This is a genomic window from Nocardia sp. NPDC050435 (assembly GCF_040655395.1).
Classification (GTDB): Bacteria; Actinomycetota; Actinomycetes; order Mycobacteriales; family Mycobacteriaceae; genus Nocardia.
This window is the reverse complement of the sequence record NZ_JBFAJW010000011.1, coordinates 221,729-237,249: the sequence shown is the minus strand read 5'-3', so window position 1 is coordinate 237,249 and position 15,521 is coordinate 221,729. Positions and strand designations below refer to the sequence as shown.

Here is a 15,521-nt window from a genome sequence, read left to right as displayed (position 1 = left end):
GTCCGAGTCATAACTTCGACCAGGCCCTGGGGTCGGTCAGCTGGTTGGCGAGTCGCGTAAAAGCTTCGACAATGGATTTGTTCGCGATCTCGTTGCGCACATCGATATCGAGCACAACCTGCTCTCGCCACTGCAGCATGGGCTCCACAGGTGTTTCTCCGAGCACATCCGCGCCGATCCTGGTCGAAGACAACCGTTTCAACTGCACATCCTGCGCGTGCAACCAGGCAGCCTGGGCTCCGGTTCCCCCCTTGATGGAACCCGGATCCGGCACCGCGGTTCGCACGTAACGGAGGTTTTCGAGCAGTCTATCTTCGTCATGGCCCACCTGTTTGCCGCTGGCCAGCAAACCGTATTGCCCGTGCACGAGCCCGTTGGCCGCCAAGATATGTTGGCGAGTCCAGCGATAAAACACAAGCCAGCGCACCGTGCACGCGAGCAATTGCGACCGCACGGTGGCCCGCAGCGCCAACTCCATGGCCATGGAGCGGCCGGCACTGAGATCGACTATGCAGACGCCGAATTCGTGCTCGACTTCCAACAGCAGCTGCACACAGCGGTCCACCACGTCGTCATCGATCGATTTGAACTCGGCACCACCCTTGTCGCCGGGGAACAAGACGAGTTCGCCGGCCTTGCCCCGGGTCTTCTTCAGTTCGGCACGATCGGTCATTTCTCGGATATCGAGGCGCCGCACACTGGGCGCGTCACCGAGTAGATAGGAATGCAGCCCCTGATGATCGGGCACACCACGCTCGGCATCCGTGATTTCGAATAGCGCACCGGCAGTGGGCGAACCGAAATCGAAGTCCAGGTAGGCAACGCGCAAACCTTTGACCGACAGCCGGTATCCGATGTTACAGCTGGTCACCGAGCGTCCGGTGCCGCCTTTGTCCGAGGTTGCGAAAACGATCATGTGCTCACGCACTCCTCGCCGCGTCGCGCCGGCCGGTCGCGAACTTGTCCAATTCGCGCAGTGCGTCCAGCGCGCGAACAATCGTGGCAGCGGCGTCCTCGCGAATCTGGAGGCGAGCCTGATCGATATGTTCCTCGACATGCTCGAGCGCCGACGGCATGCTCTCGCGGCTCACATTGAGCATCTCCTGGTTATAGCGGTGCTCGGCGATGTTCACCAGCATCTTCACCAGCGGCTGCAGCTCCGGCCAGTTCGGTGGCGCCTGACGGAAAGTGCGTTCCGCCGCGACCAGGCATTCGACGACTCGCTCGGTCATATACCACGATGGCCGTACCGTTTGCGCCGATTCGCTCGCACCGAAGATCGCGTCCGGATCGTCCCACAAACCCTTCGCCGGGCCGGTGCGAATGGTGCGTGCAGCCAGGTGGTCCATGGCGAGATTGGCCAATTCCATCAGCTTTTCGCGAGCAACGATATTATTCGACAACCGTGCCGCCTGCAGCATGCGCTTGAGCAGCACCGCCGAGAAGTCCGAAGCTATCCACTGCAGGGTCGGGCCATTATCTACCGCTTCGGTACCGCGCAAGGTCAGGCGAACACCGGGCGTGTGCAGGGCGACGGCGGGATCCTCGCTCAAACGCCTGCGAATGATCCGGCCGCGGCCGGCCAGCTCGTCGAAAATAGCGACGGCTCGGGTCAGATCGTCGTCGGAAGCGGTGCGCGCCACCAGGTCCTGAATGAGGACGGCGGAAACGATGAGACTGAAGTAGTCGGATTGCTCACCATCGCTCGTACGCCACGGAATGTCCTCCAGCGGCCAGACTCCGGAGCCGAAACGCGCAACCGTCGACCAGTAGCTCTGGGTCAACTCCCAGCGCGTGCGAAGCGCCTGAGCCAGCCGGTGCTGCTTCTCATCGAGCAGCGCCAGTTCACCGGTACGCTGCGAAATCAAGTCGTTGATACCGTCGAGAGCGATGACCGTGAAGTACAGATATGGTCGCGGATCCCCGATGCCCGCCTCGTGCGCAATGGACTCATTGATGTAGTCCACCGGCGCGGCACCCCGGACGATCCCCCAACTCCACCCGCACTCGAAGAGCATGTTCTCGTCGTCCAGGGCCGCCACGGTGACCTCGTCGAGTTTGATATCACTGCGCAGGCGAGCGCGGACCCGCTCCAAGCTGCGGGCGATCCCTGTGACGACAACCTTTTCCGGTTGGCCCGTCCGGTTCAGCATTCCGATCATCACTTGGCCCTCAGGCGATTTCGGAGCCACCTTCTTCACTACGAAGCTGCGCATGAGCCCGGTCATGGCGGCGGTCAGCCGGGCGCTGAGGCCGGCCGTCAGCGTCTTGATCCGCCCTTTGACACTCTCGGATTTCGTCACGCTCTCGTATGCGCGAACGAATCGCAAACCGGCCATGCACAGCGTCAGCGACATCGAGTAGGCGTCGACGACTTCGATGGCGCGCTGCGCTTCGGTCGGTTCCCGCTCCGGGTCACCGGAGCTGAAATAGGAGCCTGCCGAGAAGTCTGCCTGACCGTCTTCGCGCGTGTTGTCGAGAAGGTATCCTTCGAGCAGCGACAGGATCGCACTCGGGATGGGTTCCTCGGTGCCGAGCGGCTCCAGCACCGAGCCGACGTCACCTTCGATCCGCGCCGGATTATCCAGAGCGAAGTTGTCGATCTCGGTGGCCGGATACAGCAGACAGAGCAGTTGTTCGGAGTCGCTGATCGAGTTCCGATCGACGATCCCGTCCCAGCTCCACTTGCTACCATCCCAACACGTAGACATCATGGCACGCCAGATGTCCAGGATCTGTTGCCTCGGTTGGATTCTCACGCCGCCGCACTCCACCCTTCGTTCCAGGCAGCACGGAACTGCTGTCCGAAGCGACCTCGACAGCGTTGACGTGCCGAACTGGCCACGCACCTCGTTGACGCGCGGCACTCCGAAAAATTCCGTCCTCCCCCTGTAACGATCCAGCCAAAAGCTACGGCGCGCAATACATTTGCCGACATTCGGGCCAAATCGGACCATCGGGGATTGATGCTCGCCGCCTGTGACGTTCCGTGGCGGAGCGCCGATACGATAACACCGGATGCCTCCCTAGGGAGCCAAGCCTGCCTATCCGGTTCTGCCGATCCCGGCCACAAGGCATTTACGGCGCAGCCGGCTGCCCATTCGCGACGGGAGCTGACCCCGAACCGGGCGTGGAGAGGAGATCTCCGCTCGATCGGAGTGCGGTGGTGGAAGGCGCACGGTCGCACCTGGCCCGCTTGGTTGACACCCGGGCTCGGACAGGATTTCGAGCCGGAATCACCAGCTTCTTTGCAACCCTTCACCACGGGCGGCGTAATACATCGCCACCTCGATGCGCCGCTGTACCTGCTCCACTCGCGAGGTCCATTGTTTGGAGAAGTTCGCTTCCGCTTGGAGGTCACGCCAGAGGGAGCGCACGGTGCCGGGGACGTGGGCGCCCGGCATCCAGAGGTGGGCCAGATGCTCCAGCACCGGAGCGAGGATCGCGACCTGGCGTCCGTCACTGAAAGCCTCGGCCGCTTGCACTTTCGCGTCGATGACGGTCAACAACCAGTCGTGTACCGCGAGATCCTGGCAGAAACGCAAAGCGTCCGGGAGCTCGCCGGGAACTCGCACGATAACGTTCGCGGTTCTGGTCAGGTCATCCGCCACGCGAAAGGACACGGCCGGCCCGGTGCGCCCACCGATCTGGGCCGTCCACCGCAGCTGGGTTGTCGGAGCCCGCAGCGGTGGACGCTGATCCAGTTGCCGGGACAGGCGCAAATCATCCATATGCCGGGCGCAGATCGATGACAGGTCCAGCATGTGGAGGCCAGAGGCGGTGAAATGACCAGTGACCAATTCTTCATCGACGACTGCCCGCGGGGGCAGCGCGCCGATCGCCTCGATCACTCCTACCTGCGTGAGGTAGTGCGACCAGGGGCGGCGCTTCTTCTGTGGCGCTCGCACCACGATCGTGTGCACGGACGTCTGTGACAGCCGGCCGCCGACCAGGACCGCCATCGAGGCCACCGTGCCCACCACCCGTGCCGAATCGGTCGCGCCCCAGGGCAGATGGCAGTCGACGCCGATCGCCCGGCGTGGTGAAAAGGCCAGGGGGCCGGGTCGTTCCCGGCGGCGCACGGTCGCGCCCGGAACCAGAGCCAGGAGGTCACGAGTGGCCTCGCCGTCCAAAGTCGTCGAGTTCGGCAGCAGGCACGTGCGGATTTCGCCGAGCATCACCAGTGGCGCCGGCACATTGCGGATCGACCGGCGGTCGTACGCGGTCTCGGCGATAGGTGTCACTGTCAGGTTCCGTCCAGCAGTAGATGTCCCACGCGGCCGGCGACTCCGAACGGCACTGTGACGTGTTCTGCCAGACCCGCCGCGGTGACGAAAGCCGCTACGTCGTCGTCGAGCTCGACGTGGTCGAGGATGACGCGCACAGCGTGCTCGATCGACAGGTAGCGCTTGGGCAATATGGACAGTGTCCGGTAGGCGGTGAATGGTTCCGCGTTGCCGTTCAACTGGATCACCGGAGGCAGGTCCCGCCATTGCTCCGGCCATTCCCGATCGCCGGACCACGGTTGCGGTTCCGCCACCACCGCGCCGTCATAGCGCAGCAGGCCCAGCCGAAGGAGGTGCCAGACCGCGGACAGGAACGAGCAGGACCAGCGGCGCGAGGCTTGCCGGTCGTGCCAGAGTTCTACGTCGAGGAAAACCGAATGCTCACGGCGGCCGTATTCCTGGGGGAATTGATACGGTTCCGGATGCATCGCCGATTGGGAACGGCCGCTTCGTTCCCGGCGTCCGTTGCACAGCCATCCGGATTCCGTGGTGGGCGGGCGTCGCCCGTTCGCTGTTCCCTCTTCCTCGGGTTGGGCGACGAGGCGGGCGGCCACCATCTCGGCCACCGGTATCGGGTCGCCCACGGCGACTCCGCCCGAGAACACCGCCGCTTCGTGGCACCCGGATTCGCGGGCCAGATAATCGATGGTCAATCCGGCATCGTCGGCGGCGTCGAGGAGCCGGTCTATTACCTTGGCCGGTTCGACATCCGGCTGGAAGTAATCGTCGAGCAGGTAGCAGGTGCTAACCCTGGCGCCGGAACCGAATTCGACGCGCGCTCTTTCGGTGAAGGCCTGGACCAAGGGGACGACGCCGCGGAATTCGGTGCGGACTCGTTCGGTCTCGTCCAGGATTTCCTGGAACGCGAAATGGCCGAGTTCGATCGACAGGTGTGCCATGGGTAACGGCGCGACGAACACTTCTTCGGTGGCTTCACGATAGGTCGGCGAATTCATCAATCGATATCCCAGGTCGAAGGGTCGGTCAGCCGCCGGGCCAGATTCGCGTAAGCCGTGACCGTAGCCTCGCTGGCGATTCGAGCGATGACGTCGTGGTCCAGAATCAGCTGTTCGCGCCACTCCAGGAGCGGCTCGCGCGGCGTCTCCCCCAGCAGCATGGCGGCACCGATTCTGTGTGCCGCCGCCAGTTGTCGCAACGCGTTGGCCTGCTGCTCCAGCCACGCGGCAATTTCCGGCCCGGAGTCCCGGAACGCCGGGGCGGAGCTGGCGACCGCGGTGCGCACACTGCGGGTGGACGCGAGCAGCGCAGCGGGATCGTGTCCCCACGCGATCCCGGCTTCCACCAGCCCGTGTGGTCCGTACACCAAACCACCGGCCGCCAGAACATGTTGATATGTCCAGCGCAGGAAGACCAGCCACCGATGCGAGTTGTGCCGCAGTGCGTCCGAGGCGGTAGCGGCCAGCGCCAACTCCAACGCGACCGAGCGACCCACGCTGAGATCGACTACGACGACGTCGAATTCGCTCAGTAGCGACGACAGCAGAGCTGTCGCCCGCGTCACCATCGCATCGTCACATCGAATGAATTCGCCGCCGCCGACCTCGCCTGGGAAGAGCATCAACCGACCACTACAGCGCGGGGTACGCCGCAGCGCGGCTCGGTCGGTGTAGCCGGTGACATCCACCCGCGACGGCTCACCGATCTGGTCGAGCAGGTAGGAATGGATGCCTGTTCCCTCGTCGATCCCCCATGCGGCCTGGCCTATTTCGAACACGGCGCCGGCCGTCGGGAAGCCGAAATCGAAATCGACATAGGCAACGTTGTAGCCGTTGAGGCACAGCCGATAGGCGATGTTGCAGCTGGTGACCGTCCGGCCGGTTCCGCCCTTTGCGGAAGTCGCGAAGACCAGGACCGGTGCACTGCCCCGGTGTCTCATCGGTTGGCGTCTTCTCGGGCATAAGCCAGCGAATCGAGACGCAGTAACGCGGCGGCCGCCAGGCTTTCGGCGGTGTGCGGCCGTTTCGTCAGAATGGCCCTGGCGCGGTCGAGAGAGGTTTCGATCTCCGCCAAGTACGCCAGGCGCGTCGAATAGCCGGAGTCACTGGTCTGGAGCATCTCCTGATTCAGCAGGTGCTCGGCTTCGCTGATCTTGCCGACGGCCGTGGCCACCATCGCCGAGGCCGCCAGCGGCGGTCGGCGATAGGTGTTGTGCGCGACGACCAAGCACTCCATCATGCGCTCGGTCAGGAACCAGGATGGTGCGTTCTCCTCCGGGGCTAGGTTGTCCCAGAGACCGGCCGCGCGGCCGGTGTCGATGGTCCTGCTCCGCATGTGGTCCATGGCCGCAGCGGCGAGATCGAAGAGCCGTTCCCGGGTTTCGACGTCGCGGGCCAAGCGAGCTGCCTGCAGACTGCGCCGGAGCAGCAACGTCGCGAAGTCGGCGGCGAAATAGCCGATCAACGGGCCGCCGTCGACGCGCTCGGCCCCCGCGAGCGTCAGTGTGACTCCGGGATGGTGCAGGGCGGCGGCCGGATCGTCCGGGATTTCCCGGGTTACGATCCTGCCGCGCTGAGCGAGTTGCTCGAGCACCGCGACGGTTCGCGGGAGATCAGCGGTGGACTCTCGTTCCAGCAGATCCTGGATCAGCAGAGCGGTCACGGCCAGGCTGTAGTAATCGGATTGCTGGCCGGCGGAGGTGCGCCAGGGTAGATCCTCAAGCGGCCAGCGTCCGGTGCCGAAGCGCGCGATCGTCGACCAGTACCGCTGCGCCAGCTCCGCGCGCCGCTTCAGGGATTCGGCGAGTTGCAACTGATGGCTATCGAGCAGGTCCGGTTCCTGGGTGCGTTGTGAGTACAGGTCCTTGATGCCGTCGAGGGCGACGAGGGTGAAGTACAGGCACGGCTCGGCGACGGCGTAGCCCTGTTGTCTCGCGATCCGGCTCGGGACGTCGGCCAGCTCACCGGCCCCGCTGTCGATTCCCCAGCTCCAGCCGCATTCGAAGGCCGAGTTGTCATCGCGCAGATCGATGTCGGCGATATGACCGCCCCGGACGTCGTTGGATGCCTGGACGCGAATCTGCTCGAGCGTGGCGGAGAGATCACTCACGACAGTCTTTGTCGGCACGCCAGTCTGGTTGACCTGTTTCAGAATCTCTTGCCCGGCTGCGGAGGTGAAGGGCGGCGCGTTGATGACGAAGCTGCGAATCAGCCCCGCCATGGCGGCGGTCAGGCGCGCGCTGACACGGGGCGTGAGCGCGCTGATCCGATCGTGTAGCAGCTTCGCCTCGCGACGCACCTCCTGATGCAGAGAGCGCTGCAATCCGCGCAGGAAGCGCAACGCCGCGATACACAGGCTCAGCGACATCGAATATGCATCCACCACGTCGAGGCTCCGCTGGGCCTCGGAGGGCGGACCGTGCCCGGCATCCCGAAAGTAGCTGCCGCCGGCGAAGATCGGTTCGCCGTCGGCATCGGTGTATTCGTCGAAGAATTCCTCGATCATCCGGACCAGGGCACCCCCGATCCGAGTATCGTCACCCAGGACCCACAGCACCGAGGCGACGTCTTCGGCGGTAGCCAGGTTGTCCGGGTCTACAGCGAAGACGGTTAGCTCCGACGCCGGATACAGCAGGCACATCAACTGCTCGGCGTCGCTGATCGCATTGCGGCCGTCGCGCCCGCCCCAGACCCACGTCTCGTCCCGATACGAGGTTTGCAGGTGCGCGCGCCAGAGCTCCAGAAGTTGTTGCCGCGGTCGGATTCCCATCGATGCCCCTCCGTACGACTGCACCTCAAGTGTGACCGTTCGACGGCGACCTTTCATCGGTTGCGAAAGATTATTTCCGACTGTTTCCGCCCCAGGTCGCGATAGGTATCCCCGTGGATACCCAGTGTCAGGAATGTGCCGTCTTCACAACTCGACGATCGTGCCCGAAGCTCTCCTTGGTAACCAGAGGTAACTGACCCCACCACGGGGAACTGATCGTTGGAGAATCCGATGTTGCAATCCAGACCCACCGCGGTCTTCTCGGAAATGTCCACCCGGGCCTGGGCGGTGCTGGCCGTGCTGTCCGGGGCCATCTTCCTGGAGGGCATCGATGTCGCGATGCTCAATGTGGCGCTGCCGTCCATTCGCGCCGATCTGAATCTGTCCACGGGCACGCTGAGCGGAGTGGTGTCGGCGTATGTCCTCGGCTACGGCGGTTTCATGCTGCTGGGCGGACGGGTGGCGGATCTGTTCGGGCGACGGCGGGTGTTCCTGTTCTGGCTGACGGTGTTCGTCGTGTTCTCCGGGCTCGGCGGCTTCGCGACCAGCGGGTGGATGCTGCTGACCGCGCGGTTCGTCACCGGTGTGGCGGCGGCGTTCATGGCGCCGGCGGGGTTGTCGCTGATCACCACCAATTTCGCCGAGGGGCCGGTGCGCAACCGGGCGCTGCTGGTCTACTCCGGTGTCGCGGCGGGCGGTTTCTCGCTGGGCATGGTCGCCGGTGGCCTGCTGACCGCGCTGGGCTGGCGCTGGGTGTTCTTCGCGCCGGTGGTGCTGTCCGCGCTGATCCTGGCGGCGGCGGTGCCGCTGGTGCGCGATGCCGAAGGGCCGCAACAGGTTCGGGGCAAGCTCGATGTGACCGGTGCGCTCGCGGTGACGAGCGCGATGATGCTGCTGGTGTACGGGGTGGTCCGGCTCGAGCACGCCGGGGACCGGCCGGTGGTGACCGCCGCGGTGTTCGGGGCCGGCCTGCTGTTGCTCGCGGTGTTCGTGATCAACGAGCGGCGGGTGCCCGAACCGCTGGTTCGGCTCGGCATCCTGCGTTCGGCGAACCTGGTGCGCACCAACGTGATCGCGTTGCTCTTCGTCGGATCGTTCGCCGGTTTCCAGTTCCTGGCGGCGCTGTACTTCCAGGAGGTGCGCGGGTGGAGCACGGTGCAGACCGGCCTGGCGATGGCGGTGATCGGCATCGACGCGCTCCTCGCGCCGCTGCTCACACCGCGACTGGTGGAGCGGTTCGGGAACGCGCGGGTGGTCTTCGGCGGCGTCGCGCTGGCCGCGGTGGCCTACCTGCTGCTGTTGCCGCTGGAGGTCGACCGCGCCTACGCGGCGATGCTGCCCGCGCTGCTGCTGCTCGGCGTCTCCTTCGCACTGGTCTACGGTCCGCTGACGATCGCGGGCACCGACGGCGTCGAGGAGGCCGAGCACGGGTTGGCCGGCGGGTTGCTCTACACCGCCATCCAATTCGGGTTCGCGCTCGGCATCTCCGGTGTCACCGCGGTGCACGTGGCCGCGCAGGCCGCGGGCGCGGCCGGCGTGGACGCACTGCGCACCGCGCTGCTGGTGCCGGTGCTCGCGGCGGCGCTGGCGGTCGTCATCGCGGCGTTCGGCCTGCGCCGCACCGCTACCGCAGCCACACCCGCGCCGGTACCCGTCGGCTGATCGGCCACCCGGACCCGTCCCCCGCCCGGGGACGGGTCCGCCGGTGTGGGCCCGCTCGGCGCGCCGAATTAGCTAACCGTTAGCCGCCGGGGATAGTGGGCGTGATGAGTACCGAGCAGTTCGACCAGCGCACGCCGGACTTCCGCCTGATCGGCGTCGGCGTCGGCGCGGTGATCGCGATTTCGGCGTGGGCGGCCTTGGGCACGGACAGCTTCGAGACCGTATCGGGCAACGCGCTGAGCTGGGTGCTCGGCAATTTCGACTGGCTGTTCGTGGTGGCGGCGGATGTCTTTCTGGTGCTGGGGGTGGTGATCGCGGTCAGCCGGCTCGGGCGGATCCGGCTGGGCGCCGACGATTCCGAACCGGAGTTCAGCAATCTGGCGTGGATCGCGATGATGTTCAGCGCGGGGATGGGCATCGGGCTGATGTTCTACGGCGTGGGGGAACCGCTGCAGCACTTCGTTTCTCCGCCGCCGGGGACCGCCATCGCGCCGCAGACCACCGCCGCGGCCGAGACGGCGCTGCGGTACTCGCTGTTCCACTGGACGCTGACGCCGTGGGCCATCTACGGCATGGTCGGCCTCGCGCTCGCCTACGCGGGATTCCGCAAGGGGCGCAGCAATCGGCTCTCCGCCACCTTCGTCCCGCTGATCGGGGCCCGCCGGGCCCAGGGCTGGGTGGGCCAGAGCATCGATCTGCTGGCCGTCTTCGCCACCGTCTTCGGCACCGCCACCAGCCTCGGGCTGGGCACGCTGCAGGTGGCCAAGGGCCTGCACCTGACCGCCGGGGTGCCGGACACCGTCACCGTGCAGTTGATCATCATCGCCGCGCTCGGGACCGCCTTCGTGATCTCGGCGTTCTCGGGGCTGCACAAGGGCGTGAAGTGGTTGTCCACGTTGAACATCGGGCTGGCGGCGCTGCTCATGCTGTTCGTGCTGGTTCTCGGCCCGACCGTCTATATTCTGGACAGTCTGCCCGCCAGCATCGGCACCTACCTGTTCAATCTGCTGCCCATGGCCACCCGCACCAGCGCCTACGCCGACTCGGACTGGCTCGGTGCCTGGACCATCTTCTACTGGGCCTGGTGGGTGTCGTGGGCACCGTTCGTCGGCACCTTCATCGCGCGGATCTCGCGGGGGCGCACGATTCGCGAGTTCCTGATCGGCGTCCTGCTGGTGCCGAGCGCGGTGACCACCGTCTGGTTCTGCATCATGGGCGGCAGCGCGATCCGGCTCACGGCGACCGGCCGGGCCGATCTCGCCGAGTACGCCACCGACGCCGAAGCCTCCCTGTTCGGGATGCTCGACGCGCTGCCGCTGGGCACCGTCACCTCCTGGGTCTCGATGATCCTGGTGATGACCTACTTCATCACCAGCGCCGATTCCGCGTCGCTGGTGATGGGTTCGCTGACCAGCCGCGGGGCGCTGCATCCACCGTCCTGGCTGGTGGTCACCTGGGGCGTGCTGATGGCGGCGGTCGCGGCGGTCCTGCTGGTCGCGGGCGGCTTGAAATCGCTGCAGACCGCGACCATTCTCGTCGCCCTGCCGTTCGTCCTGGTCATGCTGGCGCTGTGCTGGGCGTTGCTCAAGGAGTTGCGCGAGGACCCGGGCGCGGGTCCGGCCACCCACCCGCCGCTCTACGGCCTGCCGGACGCGGTGCGCGCCATGGTCGGCGAGGCCATCCGCGAACGCGACGCGTCCCGGCCCCGGCGCACGCCCGCACGGTGAGCGCGTTCAGCTCTCCGGGCCCCGGGCCGGCGCGTAGAGGCGATGGATGGTGACGGCGGCGGCGAGCAGGCGGGAGTTGTTCGGCTCGGCCGGGTCGATGCCGGTAAGCTCGCCGACGCGGCGCAGGCGGTAGCTGAGGGTGTTGGGGTGCACGTGCAGGTGCGCGGAGGCGGTCTTGCGGTCGGCGCCGTAGCGCAGGTGGGCTTCCAGCGCCTCCAGCAGGTGCGGTGTGCCCAGCAGCGGATCGAGGCGGGCGGCGAGGCGGTCGCGGGCGACGCCGGGTCGGGTCAGCTGGTATTCCAAAAGCAGATCATCGAGCCGGTACAGGCCCGGCGGGCGGCCCAGACCGCGGGCGAGCGCGGCGAGTTCGGTCACCTCGGCCGCGGCGGCGGGTAGCTCCGCGCGCGGCACCGCCGCGGATTCGGCGAGATAGGTTGCCACACCGAGCTTCTCGGCGAGGTGCGCGGCCAAGCGGTCGGTGCGCAGGACCGGGGCGGCGTCGGAATGCACCGGTACCAGGGCGATGCCGGTGGAACCGTCGAAGGTGAGCAGTGCCGCGCCGTTCGTGCTGCCGTCCAGCGCACGGTGCAGAATCCGAATTCGCCTGCGCGCCAGCAGGTCCGCGGCCGGGTTGGCCGATTCCTCGGGTTTGGCGTGGATGGCGAGGACGGTGTAGCGCTCGGCCAGCGCCACGTCGGCGCGCGCCGACAGCGCCTCGGCGGGTCGCCCGCGCAGCAGCGCCGAGCAGAGTTCGCGGCGGGCTTCGCGATCGGCGTGGTGGATGGATTGACCGACCTCGGTGTAGGTCTGCGTCACGGTGATGTTGATGTTCATCAGCAGATCGAGCAGGCCCGAACCGATGACGACCAGCTGCTCGGTCTCCTCGGGCGTGGCCAGGGCGGCGGCCTCGGCGAGCACCGACTGCGCCGACCCGTGGATCGCCTCCATCAGCAGCGACAGCGGAAACCGGTCCTCGGCATGGCGTTCGGCGACCGGGGCGACGAACGCGGCGACCTCGGCGCGGCTGAGTGTGCGGTCCTCGGAGATGGCCTGCAACACCGCCCGTCCGCAGGCGTAGATGGCGGGCAGTACCTCCGGGCGGAAGTGTCCCTCGGGCAGATCCGCGGCGGCGGGCGTAGCACCGAGACCGGCGGCCAGCATTCGTTCGGCTATCTGCGGCCATCGCGTCAGCAGACGGGTGAGCAGCGAGGCTTCTGCGGCGAACAGCGGCGGAGCGGCAGACATAGGGCGATTGTCGTCGGCGACAGGGAATCGCGGCAAGCCAGCGAACAGGCAGCGAGCAAATTTGTCTCCGAAGACAACAGCGGCGAGCCGTACTTCGTTCGTGCGTGCAGTGACGCCGCCGTGCAGCCGGGCCAGACTCGCTGTATCGCCGCGTCGCATCTCACAATTCCGGCGCATTGTGTTCTGCGCCATAGCTTCCGGGTGACCCGGCGACGATTCGATGGGAAGTACGAAAGTGTCTGCAAAGCCGCGACAAAGACGTTGGGCCACGGCGTGCGCCGCCCTGACCGCCACCGCGATTCTCACCCTGGGCACCGGGCCCGGCTCGGTGCGCGCCGCTCCCGCCACGGACCTGTCCGCCTTCGCGGACACGCTCTCCGCCGGGCTCGCGCCCGCCGCCGACGGCAGGCAGCCGAAGGCCGTCCTCGACAGCGGCTCGGGCGGCAATGCAGCCTGGGGTCGCAGCTCGGCCGCGGCCGCCGTCGGCACCGGCCCGGAACTGACCGCGCCGCTGGCGGCGTTCGCCTACGGGCTCTTCGATCCGGATGTCGCGCCGGCCGGCGCCAACAACTGGAATTGCCGGCCCGGCCCGGAGCATCCGCGCCCGGTGGTGCTGCTGCACGGCACCTGGCTCAACTCCTTCGACACCTTCGCCGCCCTCTCCCCGCAGCTGGCCCGGGCCGGATATTGCGTGTACGCACTGAATTTCGGCCGCTCGGGCCTAATGGAGGGCGGCGGCCTCGGCTCGGTGCTGCCCGGGCGCTACGGCGTGGGGCCGATGGAGGAATCCGCGCTCCAGGTGGCGGAATTCGTCGAGCGGGTGCGCGCGGCCACGGGTGCCGAGAAGGTGGACATCATCGGCCACTCCCAGGGCGGCACCGTGGCCAACCACTACCTGAAATTCGACGGTGGCGCGGACAAGGTCGGCAAGCTGGTGACGTTCGGTGCCACCCATCACGGCACGGCGCTGCTGGGCATCGCCACACTGGGGCGATTCATCAACAATCTCGGCGTCGACATCATGGGCTTCGCCGAACCGCTGGTGGGGCTGTCGAATATCCAGCAGGCGGCCGGATCGCCGTTCTATGCCACCCTCAACGCCGGCGGCGACACCGTGCCGGGTGTGGACTACACCGTGGTCGGCTCCCGCTGGGACGAAGTCACCAATCCCTACGACCTGACGTTCCTGCGCGCGGGCCCGGGCGCGACGGTGCACAACATCACCCTGCAGGACGGCTGCGATCAGGATCTGTCCGACCATCTCACCCTGATGTACTCGCCGCGCGCGGCGAGCATCGCGCTGGCGGCGCTGGATCCGGCGGCGGCGGGGCCACTGGTGTGCGCGTTCAATCCGTGGCTGATCGGCGGCAGCGGAAAGCTGTGACGGTTGCTCTCCCGAGAGCAACTTGTGAACCACCAATTATGTTGCACGACAATTACTTCCGAGAATCATCGGGGCTAGGTTGAGAGGGCGCAGGCGACCGTGCGGCGCGCGAAAGGACCACCAGGATGAGCTTGCCCTGCGATTCGGATGCCGCACCGCCGGTCGTCACCGACCACCCGGTCATGATCGGGCCGTTACGCCCGGAGCACGACGATTTCTACTGCCCGCCAGTGGGTTTCGCACTGCGTCCGCCGGGCACGATCCTGCGCACCCGGGTCGCCGAGCTCGCGCTCTTCGGCGCGGTGCGGCAGCGGCTGCGGGCCTGGCAGCTGCTCTACCGCACCAGCGATCTGCACGGGATTCCCGATGTCGCGGTGACTACGGTGCTGCTGCCGGCGGGGGCCGAAGTCGCTGACCGGCCACTGCTTTCGTTCCAGTGCGCGATCGACGGCGTCAGCTCGAACTGCTTCCCCTCCTACGCGCTGCGCCGTGGCGCGCGGGCGCTCGGCGCGATCCCCCAGTTGGAGTTGCCCGTCATCGCCGAGGCGCTGGCCCGGGGCTGGGCGGTGTCGATTCCCGATCACGGTGGCATGGGCGGGAATTTCGGCGTCGCGCGCGAGCCCGGTTACCGCTCCCTCGACGCCGCCCGGGCCGCCTTGGGTTTCGCGCCCCTCGGCTTGTCGCGGTCCACCGAGATCGGGCTGTGGGGCTATTCCGGCGGCGGGCTGGCGACCGCGTGGGCCGCGGAGCTGGCCGCCGGGTACGCGCCGGAGCTGACCATCGTCGGAGCGGTGGCGGGTTCGCCCGTGGGCGACCCGCGCGCGGCCTTCCTCCGGCTCAACGGCTCACTGCTGTCCGGGTTCTCGGCGGTCTGCGTGGCGGCGCTGCGGCGCGCGTACCCGGAGCTGGCCCGGCTCCTGCGTGCGCACGCGCGACCCGAGTTCGATGCCCTGCTCGCCGACGCGGCCAGCCGCACCACCCTGTCGCTGGTGCCCCGGTTCGCCGGCAAGAACCTCGACCGATATTGCGACTCCACCTTCGCCGAGTTGCTCGGCCACCCCGAAATGCGGCGCGTCCTGGACGATATCCGCCCCGGCGTGACCGCGCCCGCGATGCCGATGCTGGTCCTGCAAGGGGTCAACGACGAGCTGATCGCGGTGCGGGACGTGGACCGGCACGTCGAGCGCTACCGCGACGCGGGCGCGCACATCCACTACATCCGCGACCGGCTCAGCCTGCATCTCGCCCTGCTCTATCTCGGCACGCCCCTGACCATGAACTGGCTGGCGGATCGGTTCGACGGCAAGCCCTTGCCGCCCAGCACGACCCGGACGGTCTGGTCGGTCGCCTGGGGCGCGCGAGAGGTGCGCGCGCACCTGCGCTTCGCCGCGCTGTTTCTCCGAATGCTGACCGGCAGAACGATTTCCCAGCGCTGAGCCTGTTCCCCGGAGTTCCCGGCGTGCCACGGCCGCACTCGCGAGAGAATCGCCC

General features: G+C 67.1%; 11 protein-coding genes. 4 read left to right on the top strand and 7 right to left on the bottom strand.

Annotated elements, in window-relative coordinates:
* Window positions 1–7: 7 nt before the first annotated feature.
* The 6 genes from AB0I43_RS31165 to AB0I43_RS31140 form a co-directional block, all read right to left on the bottom strand.
* Window positions 8–916 (bottom strand): SCO2523 family variant P-loop protein, encoded by a 909-nt coding sequence (locus AB0I43_RS31165; RefSeq protein WP_356971286.1) that lies wholly within the window; start codon window positions 914–916, stop codon window positions 8–10.
* 4 nt (window positions 917–920) lie between these two features.
* Window positions 921–2,759: an SCO2524 family protein gene (locus AB0I43_RS31160; RefSeq protein WP_356971288.1), complete on the bottom strand. Its 1,839-nt coding sequence runs from the start codon at window positions 2,757–2,759 to the stop codon at window positions 921–923.
* Between the two features lie 477 nt (window positions 2,760–3,236).
* Entirely contained in the window at window positions 3,237–4,244 is a 1,008-nt protein-coding gene (locus AB0I43_RS31155) for an SCO2521 family protein (RefSeq protein ID WP_356971290.1), read from the bottom strand.
* A 2-nt stretch (window positions 4,245–4,246) separates the two neighbouring features.
* A complete protein-coding gene (locus tag AB0I43_RS31150) occupies window positions 4,247–5,242 on the bottom strand; it encodes an SCO2522 family protein (protein ID WP_356971447.1) in 996 nt (331 codons plus the stop codon).
* A complete protein-coding gene (locus tag AB0I43_RS31145; RefSeq protein ID WP_356971291.1) occupies window positions 5,242–6,183 on the bottom strand; it encodes an SCO2523 family variant P-loop protein in 942 nt (313 codons plus the stop codon). The genes AB0I43_RS31150 and AB0I43_RS31145 overlap by 1 nt, the downstream gene beginning before the upstream one ends.
* Window positions 6,180–8,012, bottom strand: coding sequence for an SCO2524 family protein (locus AB0I43_RS31140; RefSeq protein WP_356971293.1), 1,833 nt, complete (start codon window positions 8,010–8,012; stop codon window positions 6,180–6,182). Before AB0I43_RS31140 ends, AB0I43_RS31145 begins: the two co-directional genes overlap by 4 nt.
* Before the next feature lie 231 nt (window positions 8,013–8,243).
* On the opposite strand from AB0I43_RS31140, the gene AB0I43_RS31135 reads away from it, so the two are divergent.
* Window positions 8,244–9,674, top strand: a complete 1,431-nt coding sequence (locus AB0I43_RS31135) for an MFS transporter (RefSeq protein ID WP_356971295.1) — start codon at window positions 8,244–8,246, stop codon at window positions 9,672–9,674.
* Window positions 9,675–9,778: 104 nt separating this feature from the next.
* Window positions 9,779–11,401 carry a BCCT family transporter gene (locus tag AB0I43_RS31130; RefSeq protein WP_356971296.1) on the top strand — a complete coding sequence of 541 codons (1,623 nt, stop codon included), beginning with the start codon at window positions 9,779–9,781 and terminating at the stop codon, window positions 11,399–11,401.
* A 6-nt stretch (window positions 11,402–11,407) separates the two neighbouring features.
* Here AB0I43_RS31130 and AB0I43_RS31125 read toward each other — a convergent pair whose 3' ends face one another.
* Entirely contained in the window at window positions 11,408–12,646 is a 1,239-nt protein-coding gene (locus AB0I43_RS31125; RefSeq protein WP_356971297.1) for a helix-turn-helix domain-containing protein, read from the bottom strand.
* 235 nt (window positions 12,647–12,881) lie between these two features.
* On the opposite strand from AB0I43_RS31125, the gene AB0I43_RS31120 reads away from it, so the two are divergent.
* The gene (locus AB0I43_RS31120; protein WP_356971299.1) at window positions 12,882–14,030 is read left to right on the top strand and encodes an alpha/beta fold hydrolase; all 1,149 of its coding nucleotides are present in this window, start codon (window positions 12,882–12,884) and stop codon (window positions 14,028–14,030) included.
* 125 nt (window positions 14,031–14,155) lie between these two features.
* On the top strand, window positions 14,156–15,466 hold the full coding sequence (locus AB0I43_RS31115; RefSeq protein ID WP_356971300.1) for a lipase family protein: 1,311 nt from the start codon (window positions 14,156–14,158) through the stop codon (window positions 15,464–15,466).
* The last annotated feature ends 55 nt before the right edge of the window (window positions 15,467–15,521 follow it).